The sequence below is a fragment of the Achromobacter semiaridum genome (assembly GCF_053543755.1).
The window spans coordinates 21,093-29,321 of sequence record NZ_JBLVOL010000064.1; the positions used below are offsets into that span (position 1 = coordinate 21,093).

Here is an 8,229-nt window from a genome sequence, read left to right on the forward strand (position 1 = left end):
TTTGCGGGGGCGGGGCCGGGGGCGCGGCCAGCGCCGCGCACTCCGGTTCGATCAGCATGCGGGCTTCTAGCAGGTCGAACGGCCCGATGTCGTCCTGTTCGGTCAAGGCCGGCCCGCCCAGGCTGGCCGTTGCGGGAAACGCGGCGCCGTCCGGCGAGGTGGTGACAAATACGCCGGTGCCCACGCGCACCTCGACGTAGCCTTCGATTTCCAGGGCGATCAGTGCTTCGCGGATCGACGCCCGACTCACCTGCAGTTGTTCGGCCAGTTCGCGTTCGGAAGGCAGGCGCGCACCGCGTAAGAAATCACCCGCCCGGATGCGGCCGGCAATCTGGTCGGCAATCATTCGGTACAAGCGGGTGGCGGCGACAGCCTGAAAGGTGCTCATCGTGGCGTGGGGTTGTCATGGCCTGGTGGTCAGGCCACCAATATAGGCACGCCGTTATTGAAATAGAAGGGGAAATTTGCGTTTTCAGGGAAAACGATCAGAGGGAATCTACGCCTTCCTATCCGGTGGTCAGGCCAGTTAGGAAGCTGTGCGCTTACCCTGAAGCGGGCGATGGCGTTGCACCAGCGCCCCTTCCTTGCGTGCTCGGTTCAGGGCTCGTTCGTAAAGGCGCGGACCAGGCGCGCGATACCGTCCAGTTCGTCCTGGGCGCCTACCACCCATTCGGGCTTGTCGAAGGGGCTGTCGGACGGGGCGTTGTCCATGCCGGCCTTCAGGTCGTTAAGCAGTTCCAGCGCCATGTCGGTGGCTTGCGGGCTGCTGCGGGTGGAAAGGGCGATGGCAATTGCCACCGCCTGGCGCATGGCCAGCAGGCGGCCGTCCAGTTCAGTGCCCATGAGGCGTCCTTGTTGTGCAACGTGAAAGCCGCATTTTACGGGCGTGACTCGGCGCGCGGCCAAGACGCTGCCGCGTTTGCGCCAGATCAAGCTGCGGCTGCCCGCAAGGGCGAATAATCCAAGGTATGCAAGCCGCCCTAAGCCCCATCGTTTCATCGCCCGCGCCTGCCGCCGCCGAACCGTTCTTTCCCCCTCGATTGCTGGCGAGGCTGGACAAGAACGGGCCACGCTACACCTCGTATCCCACCGCCGACCGCTATCACGGCAATTTTGGCGAACAGGACTACCGCGCCGCGCTGCGTCAGCGCCGCGCCAACGGTGGGGCCGAGCCGCTGTCGCTATATGTGCACATTCCGTTCTGCGATTCGGTTTGCTATTACTGCGCGTGCAACAAGGTGGTGACGCGTCATCACGACCGCGCGGTGCGCTACCTGGAGGCGCTGGCGCAAGAAATCGCGTTGCACGTGACGGAGCTGGGCCCGGGCGTACCGGTGTCGCAACTGCACTTTGGCGGCGGCACGCCCACCTTCCTGTCCGACGCGGAATTGACCCGCTTGATGCAGGACCTGAGATCGGCGTTCCGGTTCGAGAGCGATGCCGAGATTTCCATCGAAGTCGATCCTCGCACGGCCACGCCGCAGCGTCTGGCGCACCTTCGCCAGTTGGGCTTTAACCGCCTGAGCTTCGGCGTGCAGGATTTTGACGAGCGGGTGCAAAAGGCGGTGCATCGGGTGCAGTCTTTCGACGACGTCCGGGCGCTGATGCAAAGCGCGCGGGCGCTGGGCTACGACTCGGTCAACATGGACCTGATCTACGGGCTGCCGCTGCAAACCGCGGAATCGTTCGCGCGTACGATCAAGCAGGTGGTGGCGTTGCGGCCCGACCGCATTGCGCTGTACGCCTACGCGCACCTGCCCGAACGCTTCAAGCCCCAACGCCGCATCCATGAAGCGGACCTGCCTAACCGCGAGACCCGGGTGGGCCTGCTTGGCGCGGCCATCGACGGCTTTCTGCAGCAGGGCTACACGTACATCGGCATGGACCATTTCGCGCTGAACACCGACGCGCTGGCAATCGCCAAGCAGCGCGGCCAGTTGCACCGGAATTTTCAGGGCTATAGCACTCAGCCCGATCGGGACCTGGTCGCGCTGGGCGTGTCGGCCATCGGCCGCATCGGCAACACGTACAGCCAGAACGCAAAGGTGCTGGACGCGTATTACGGCGCAATCGAATCCGGCCATTTCGCGGTGGAACGCGGGCTGGCCCTGTCCAGCGACGACCTGGTAAGGCGGGACGTCATCATGGACGTCATGTGCCAGGGCCGGGTGGACTTCGCCGCCGTCGAGGCGCGCCACGGCGTGCGCTTTGGCGACTACTTCAGCCGCGAATTGCTGCAAATGGCGAACCTGGCTGAATTGGGCCTGGTCAATCTGCGTGCGGGCGAAGTCGAGGTGACCGGGCTGGGCTGGTATTTCGTGCGCGCCGTCGCCATGGCGTTCGACGGGTACCTGGGCAGTGCCGTCAGCGGCGCCAGCTATTCCCGCATCATCTGACGCGGCGCCTGTGCGGGTTGGGCTCATTCCGCGAACTTCTCGCGCAGGTATAGGGCCAGCGACAGATCATCGGCCAGTTGCAGTTTTTGCATCGCGCGTCGCTTGTGGGTGCTGATCGTCTTTTTGCTGCGCGACAGGCGCGCCGCAATCTGAGTGACCGACAGGCCCTGGCTGATATGGCGCAGGATCTCGATTTCGGATGTGGTCAGCGTCGCGTGGGGATGGTCGGGCAGCACGGGGCGGACCTTGCCGTCCTGCACGGAAAGAAAGGTCTTTTTGTTGCTGAGTACGGCTCGGATGATTTCGGGCAGCAACACCATTCCCCATTGCTTGGCCAGATAGCCGTTGGCGCCCGCGCGATACGCCGCGTATTGCGTTTCCTGCCGGTTCCCCGCCGAAAACGTGATGAGGGCCAGGGCAGGGTGGTGCCGCCGTAGCCGCCGCAGGAAGTTGACGCCGTCCCAGGGTTCCTGGGGTAGATAAAAATCCACCAGCGCCACGTCACAGGGCGTATGACGCAGCTTATCAAGCATTTCGCGCGCCGATGTCTCTCGGTGCAGCACCCGAAAGCCGGGGCGGCTTTCAAGGTATGCGCCCACGCCAAGGGCAACGACGGGATGGTCGTCGAGTATTGCCACCTTGATTACCGACGGCAGCCGCGACAGCAGCATATGCCTGCGCGCGCCGGTGCGCACGCCTTCGCCGCAGCGTGGCGGGTTGGAAATAGAGGCTGCTTTGGTCACACGTATTGGGACAGCTTTCATCGATGCTCCACAAGCCGGTAGCGCGAACCGCGTCGCGCTTTTTCTCGGCCAGAGTTGAAGTCCGGAGCACGCTCCGCGCCTGGTCATAAATTTGCGATGGAAGGTTACGTTTTCGAAAGCCTGTCCGGACCGGAATCACCCGAATATCGGACCGCTGCACCCTTGAACAAGCATTCAATCTGCCGCAAGAGTGGGCATATTCGCTTGACTGCCGCCCGGAAAAGGCGCAAAGGGTGCTACAATCGACACGTTAATTTCGGTCGATCCGTTGGTGGTCGGGATGTTCCCGGCCCGGTTTTGGTTGGTATCGATCGCGCAACCTTGTAACGCGCCGTCCCGGCGCGTTTGAACAGGCTCAGAATCATGTTTTTCCTGCTGGCACGAACTACGACCCGGAACTTTCGCCCTATGTCGCGTTAGTTTTTCGTGCGTCGGGTTTCACCGTGTCAGGTCAGCGGTAAGACTCAGCAAGACAACCAGAAAACGCGGCTATCAGGCCGCGTTTTTCGTTTTCGTTCATTGATTTTTCTCGTTCCAAGAACCCCAGGAAGCACTCCCGATGGTACAGATCACATTGCCCGATGGTTCGCAACGCCAATACCCGGGGCCGGTTACGGTCGCTGAAGTGGCTCAATCGATCGGTACGGGCCTGGCCAAGGCCGCCTTGGGCGGCCGCGTGACGTTTGAAGGCGAGTCGTCCAAGCTGGTCGACACAAGCTACCGCATCGAAGGCGATGCGCGCCTGGCAATCGTGACCGCCAAGGACGCCGATGGCCTGGATTTGATCCGGCACTCGACGGCCCACTTGCTGGCCTATGCCGTGAAGGAGCTGTTCCCCGACGCCCAGGTCACCATTGGTCCGGTGATCGACAACGGCTTCTACTACGACTTCTCGTACAAGCGCCCGTTCACGCCCGAAGATCTGGTCGCCATCGAAAAGAAGATGGCCGAGCTCGCCAAGAAGGACGAGGTCGTCACGCGTGAAGAATGGTCGCGCGATGACGCCGTTGAATTCTTCAAGGGTATCGGCGAAAAGTACAAGGCCGAGATCATCGCGTCGATCCCGTCCAACGAGCCCCTGAGCCTGTATCGCGAAGGCGATTTCATCGACCTGTGCCGCGGCCCCCACGTGCCGTCCACCGGCAAGCTGAAAGTGTTCAAGCTGATGAAGGTAGCCGGCGCCTACTGGCGCGGCGATAGCAAGAACGAGATGCTTCAGCGCATCTATGGCACGGCCTGGGCCACCAAGGAAGAACAGGAAGCCTACCTGCACATGCTGGAAGAGGCCGAGCGCCGCGACCACCGCAAGATCGGCCGCGAACTTGACCTGTTCCACTTCCAGGACGAAGCGCCGGGCTTGATTTTCTGGCATCCCAAGGGCTGGGCGTTGTGGCAGCAGGTCGAGCAATACATGCGCGCCGTCTACAACAACAACGGCTACCAGGAAGTCAAGGCGCCGCAGATTCTTGATATTTCGCTGTGGAAGAAGACGGGCCACTGGGACAACTATCGTGAAAACATGTTCACGACCGAGTCCGAGAACCGCGTCTATGGCCTGAAGCCGATGAACTGCCCGGGCCACGTGCAGATTTTCAACGCCGGCCTGCATTCCTATCGCGAACTGCCGCTGCGCTATGGCGAATTCGGCCAGTGCCACCGCAATGAACCGTCGGGTTCGCTGCACGGCATGATGCGCGTGCGCGGGTTCACGCAGGATGATGGCCACATCTTCTGTACCGAAGAGCAACTGCAAGACGAATGCGCGGACTTCACGGCCCTGCTGCAGAGGGTTTATCGCGATTTCGGCTTTACCGAAGTGCTGTACAAGGTCGCCACGCGTCCCGAAAAGCGCATCGGCTCGGACGAAGTCTGGGATACGGCCGAGCAGGCGCTGATGGAAAGCCTGCGCCGCACAGGTTGCGAATTCGAGATTTCCCCCGGGGAAGGTGCGTTTTACGGTCCCAAGGTGGAATACACCCTGAAAGACGCCATCGGCCGCCACTGGCAATGCGGTACCATTCAGGTCGACTTCTCCATGCCCGTGCGCCTTGGTGCAGAGTATGTTGACCAGAACGACCAGCGTCGTCCGCCCGTCATGCTGCACCGTGCCATCCTGGGATCGCTTGAGCGTTTCATCGGCATGTTGATCGAAAACCATGCCGGCGCGATGCCGCCTTGGCTGGCCCCGGTGCAAGCCGTTGTATGCTGCATTTCTGAACCTTCGGCCGATTATGCGGCTGAAATAACACAAAGCCTGAAAAAACAAGGCTTTAGAGTAGAGTCCGATTTGCGCGGTGAAAAAATCACTCGTAAAATCCGGGAGCACAGCCTGCAAAAGGTGCCGTACATTCTTGTCGTCGGCGACAAGGAAAAGCAAAACGGCACCGTAGCCGTCCGCGGTCTGGGTGGATTGGACCTTGGCGCCATCGCATACGACGAATTCGTCGCGCGGTTGTCCGAGGATGTTTCTGCCCGTCGCGACGTCAATCAACCTGATAGCAGTGCTGCTTAACATTTCTAGGAGCTTTCAACATCGCCACTGAAAAAGCCAATCGCATCAACGGTGAAATCCGCGTCCCCGAGGTGCGCCTGATAGGTCTGGACGGAGAACAGCTGGGCATCGTCAAGATTGCCGACGCGTTCCGTCTTTCCGAGCAAAGCGACGTGGATCTGGTGGAAATCGCGCCGAACGCCGAGCCGCCGGTCTGCCGTTTGATGGACTACGGTAAGTTCAAGTACCAAGAGCAGAAGCGCCAAGCTGAAGCTCGTTCCAAGCAGAAGGTCATCCAGGTCAAGGAAGTCAAATTCCGTCCGGCCACCGACGAGGGCGACTACCAAGTCAAGCTGCGCAACCTGCGCCGCTTCCTCGAAGAGGGCGACAAGGCTAAGGTGACCCTGCGCTTCCGTGGCCGTGAAATGGCTCACCAGGAACTGGGTATGCGTGTGCTTGAACGTGTGCGTGACGATCTGCTGGAACTTGCCCAGGTCGAAGCCATGCCGAAGCTCGAAGGCCGTCAGATGGTCATGGTGCTGGCGCCCAAGAAGAAGGCCCTGCCCGCTGCGGGCAAGCCTGAATCTGCCGCGTAAGTTCCAGCCATAGCCTTCGCAAGAAGGCTTGGCCGCTTCCCATCCGACCCGCCGTCCGTCACGTGACCGGCGGGTTCGCTTATTGGGCGGCTCTGCGCTACGATGTCATAAAGCCGCCTTCCCGCCAGGGAAGGCGGCGTACGTTCAGGGTGTCGCGATGCATGTTTTGTTCGTTTTGGATCCCTTGCCGCTTCTTAAGGCGTACAAGGACAGTTCGGTTGCCATGATGCGTGCCCTCGTGGCGCGCGGTCACACGCTTAGCGTGGCCATGCAAGGCGATCTGTACATCGAGGGCGGCACGGTCAAGGCCGTTACCACGCCGATCGCGCTGGTCGCGGATGCCGACCTGCACGGCCACGACTGGTGGACCGAGTCCGCCGCGCAAGATCTGCCGTTGGCGGATTTTGGCGCCGTCGTCATGCGAAAAGACCCTCCATTCGACATGGAATACGTGTATTCGACGCATCTGCTCGAATACGCCGAAGCGCAGGGCGCCCGCGTGTTCAACAGCGGCGCGGCCATTCGCAACCATCCCGAAAAGCTGGCCATCACCGAGATCAGCGAGTTCACCGCCCCGACGCTGGTGACGCGCAACATGGCTCGCCTGAAGGCTTTTCACGACACGCACCACGACGTGATCGTCAAGCCGCTTGACGGCATGGGTGGCACGGGCGTGTTCCGCCTGCAACCCAAAGACCCCAACCTGAACGCCATTCTGGAAACGCTGACCGACAACGGCGCGCGCACCATCATGGCTCAGCGCTACATCCCTGACATCGTCAAGGGTGACAAGCGCATCCTGCTCATCGGCGGCGAGCCGGTGCCGTATTCGCTGGCGCGTATTCCGCTGGCCGGCGAAACGCGCGGCAACCTGGCCGCCGGCGGCCGTGGCGTGGCGCAGGAATTGTCCCCGCGCGATCGCGAAATCGCCGAAGCCGTAGCCCCCAAGCTTGCCGCTCGCGGCCTGCTGCTGGTCGGCTTGGACGTCATTGGCGATTACGTCACCGAAGTCAACGTCACCAGCCCCACCTGTTTCGTCGAGATTGCCGAACAGACTGGCTTCGATGTCGCGGGCATGTTCGTCCAGGCGCTTGAAAAAGCCGTGGCGAATACTGCCCCGGCTGCCTGATCTTTCTGGAATCCGTCATGACCACGGGTATTGTTATCGTCGTGCACGCGCCTTTGGGCGCGGCGATGCGCGAATGCGCCAGCCACGTCATGGGCGACCTTGACGGCATGCTGGCCATTCACGACATCCTGCCCGAGGACCGGCCCGACGATCAGGCACCGGCCGTCCTGAAAGATATTCTTGAACAGGATCACGGCGCCGGTGTGCTGGTGCTGACTGACCTGATCGGCGCCACCCCCGCCAATATCTCCAAGCGCGCCGTGGCCGATGCCCAGGCGCAGGGCATTCAGTGCTGTGTCCTGGCCGGCCTGAATACCCCCATGCTGCTGCGCGCCTTGACCTATCGCAATCTACCGCTTGCCGATACACGCGAAAAGGCCTTGGCCGGCGGCGTGCAGGGTGTCTTGCGTGTAGACTGACGGGCAGGAATTTGCCCTATTATGTCGGCTGGTATTTCCGGTCGAAATGCGGTTGACGGTTTGCCTCTTTGCTGCGATCAACACTGCGGCGTTAATCCGCGGTCATAATATTTCCTATGCCTACTAAAGACATCGTCATCAGCAATAAATTGGGTTTGCATGCGCGGGCCGCCGCCAAGCTGACGCAACTGGCCAGCAAGTTCTCCAGCGAGATCTTCATCTCGCGTGGCGCGCAACGCGTGAACGCCAAGAGCATCATGGGCGTCATGATGCTGGCGGCGGGGCTTGGCGTGACAGTCAAACTGGAGGCTTCCGGCAACGACGCCGATCAAGCCCTTTCCGAAATCGAAACTCTGTTCGACAGCAAATTCGGTGAGCAGGAATAGAACGCCCCCTGAATCCGCCGGCCCTGGCGTTGCCGAGGCCGGCCCGTC

9 protein-coding genes are annotated in these 8,229 nt (G+C 61.4%); 6 read left to right on the plus strand and 3 right to left on the minus strand.

What is annotated here, in order from left to right; all coding sequences use genetic code 11:
* Nucleotides 1–388, minus strand: a 388-nt coding sequence (locus ACNPP0_RS17705) for a FadR/GntR family transcriptional regulator (protein WP_448706584.1), incomplete at its 3' end; no start/stop codon positions are given.
* Between the two features lie 209 nt (nucleotides 389–597).
* Nucleotides 598–843 carry a hypothetical protein gene (locus ACNPP0_RS17710; RefSeq protein WP_332607348.1) on the minus strand — a complete coding sequence of 82 codons (246 nt, stop codon included), beginning with the start codon at nucleotides 841–843 and terminating at the stop codon, nucleotides 598–600.
* 125 nt (nucleotides 844–968) lie between these two features.
* On the opposite strand from ACNPP0_RS17710, the gene hemN reads away from it, so the two are divergent.
* Nucleotides 969–2,396 (plus strand): oxygen-independent coproporphyrinogen III oxidase, encoded by a 1,428-nt coding sequence (gene hemN / locus ACNPP0_RS17715; RefSeq protein WP_332607349.1) that lies wholly within the window; start codon nucleotides 969–971, stop codon nucleotides 2,394–2,396.
* A 23-nt stretch (nucleotides 2,397–2,419) separates the two neighbouring features.
* Here hemN and ACNPP0_RS17720 read toward each other — a convergent pair whose 3' ends face one another.
* A complete protein-coding gene (locus tag ACNPP0_RS17720) occupies nucleotides 2,420–3,160 on the minus strand; it encodes a response regulator (protein WP_332607350.1) in 741 nt (246 codons plus the stop codon).
* Nucleotides 3,161–3,719: 559 nt separating this feature from the next.
* Between ACNPP0_RS17720 and thrS the strand changes: the two genes are divergently transcribed.
* From thrS to ACNPP0_RS17745, 5 genes are all read left to right on the plus strand, one after another.
* Nucleotides 3,720–5,672: a threonine--tRNA ligase gene (gene thrS, locus ACNPP0_RS17725; protein WP_448706585.1), complete on the plus strand. Its 1,953-nt coding sequence runs from the start codon at nucleotides 3,720–3,722 to the stop codon at nucleotides 5,670–5,672.
* A 20-nt stretch (nucleotides 5,673–5,692) separates the two neighbouring features.
* Nucleotides 5,693–6,247, plus strand: a complete 555-nt coding sequence (gene infC / locus ACNPP0_RS17730) for a translation initiation factor IF-3 (protein WP_332608900.1) — start codon at nucleotides 5,693–5,695, stop codon at nucleotides 6,245–6,247.
* 157 nt (nucleotides 6,248–6,404) lie between these two features.
* Nucleotides 6,405–7,376, plus strand: coding sequence for a glutathione synthase (gene gshB, locus ACNPP0_RS17735; protein WP_332607352.1), 972 nt, complete (start codon nucleotides 6,405–6,407; stop codon nucleotides 7,374–7,376).
* A gap of 17 nt (nucleotides 7,377–7,393) precedes the next feature.
* Nucleotides 7,394–7,795 (plus strand): PTS sugar transporter subunit IIA, encoded by a 402-nt coding sequence (locus ACNPP0_RS17740; RefSeq protein WP_046807726.1) that lies wholly within the window; start codon nucleotides 7,394–7,396, stop codon nucleotides 7,793–7,795.
* A 116-nt stretch (nucleotides 7,796–7,911) separates the two neighbouring features.
* The gene (locus tag ACNPP0_RS17745) at nucleotides 7,912–8,181 is read left to right on the plus strand and encodes an HPr family phosphocarrier protein (protein WP_046807727.1); all 270 of its coding nucleotides are present in this window, start codon (nucleotides 7,912–7,914) and stop codon (nucleotides 8,179–8,181) included.
* Nucleotides 8,182–8,229 lie beyond the last annotated feature (48 nt).

What these genes read in the sequence shown, in the direction of transcription:
- ACNPP0_RS17745 (WP_046807727.1), top strand. Translation starts at nt 7,912, where the DNA reads ATGCCTACTAAAGACATCGTCATCAGCAATAAATTGGGTTTGCATGCG.
- hemN (WP_332607349.1), top strand. Translation starts at nt 969, where the DNA reads ATGCAAGCCGCCCTAAGCCCCATCGTTTCATCGCCCGCGCCTGCCGCC.
- ACNPP0_RS17720 (WP_332607350.1), bottom strand. Translation starts at nt 3,160, where the DNA reads ATGAAAGCTGTCCCAATACGTGTGACCAAAGCAGCCTCTATTTCCAAC.
- ACNPP0_RS17710 (WP_332607348.1), bottom strand. Translation starts at nt 843, where the DNA reads ATGGGCACTGAACTGGACGGCCGCCTGCTGGCCATGCGCCAGGCGGTG.
- gshB (WP_332607352.1), top strand. Translation starts at nt 6,405, where the DNA reads ATGCATGTTTTGTTCGTTTTGGATCCCTTGCCGCTTCTTAAGGCGTAC.
- thrS (WP_448706585.1), top strand. Translation starts at nt 3,720, where the DNA reads ATGGTACAGATCACATTGCCCGATGGTTCGCAACGCCAATACCCGGGG.
- ACNPP0_RS17740 (WP_046807726.1), top strand. Translation starts at nt 7,394, where the DNA reads ATGACCACGGGTATTGTTATCGTCGTGCACGCGCCTTTGGGCGCGGCG.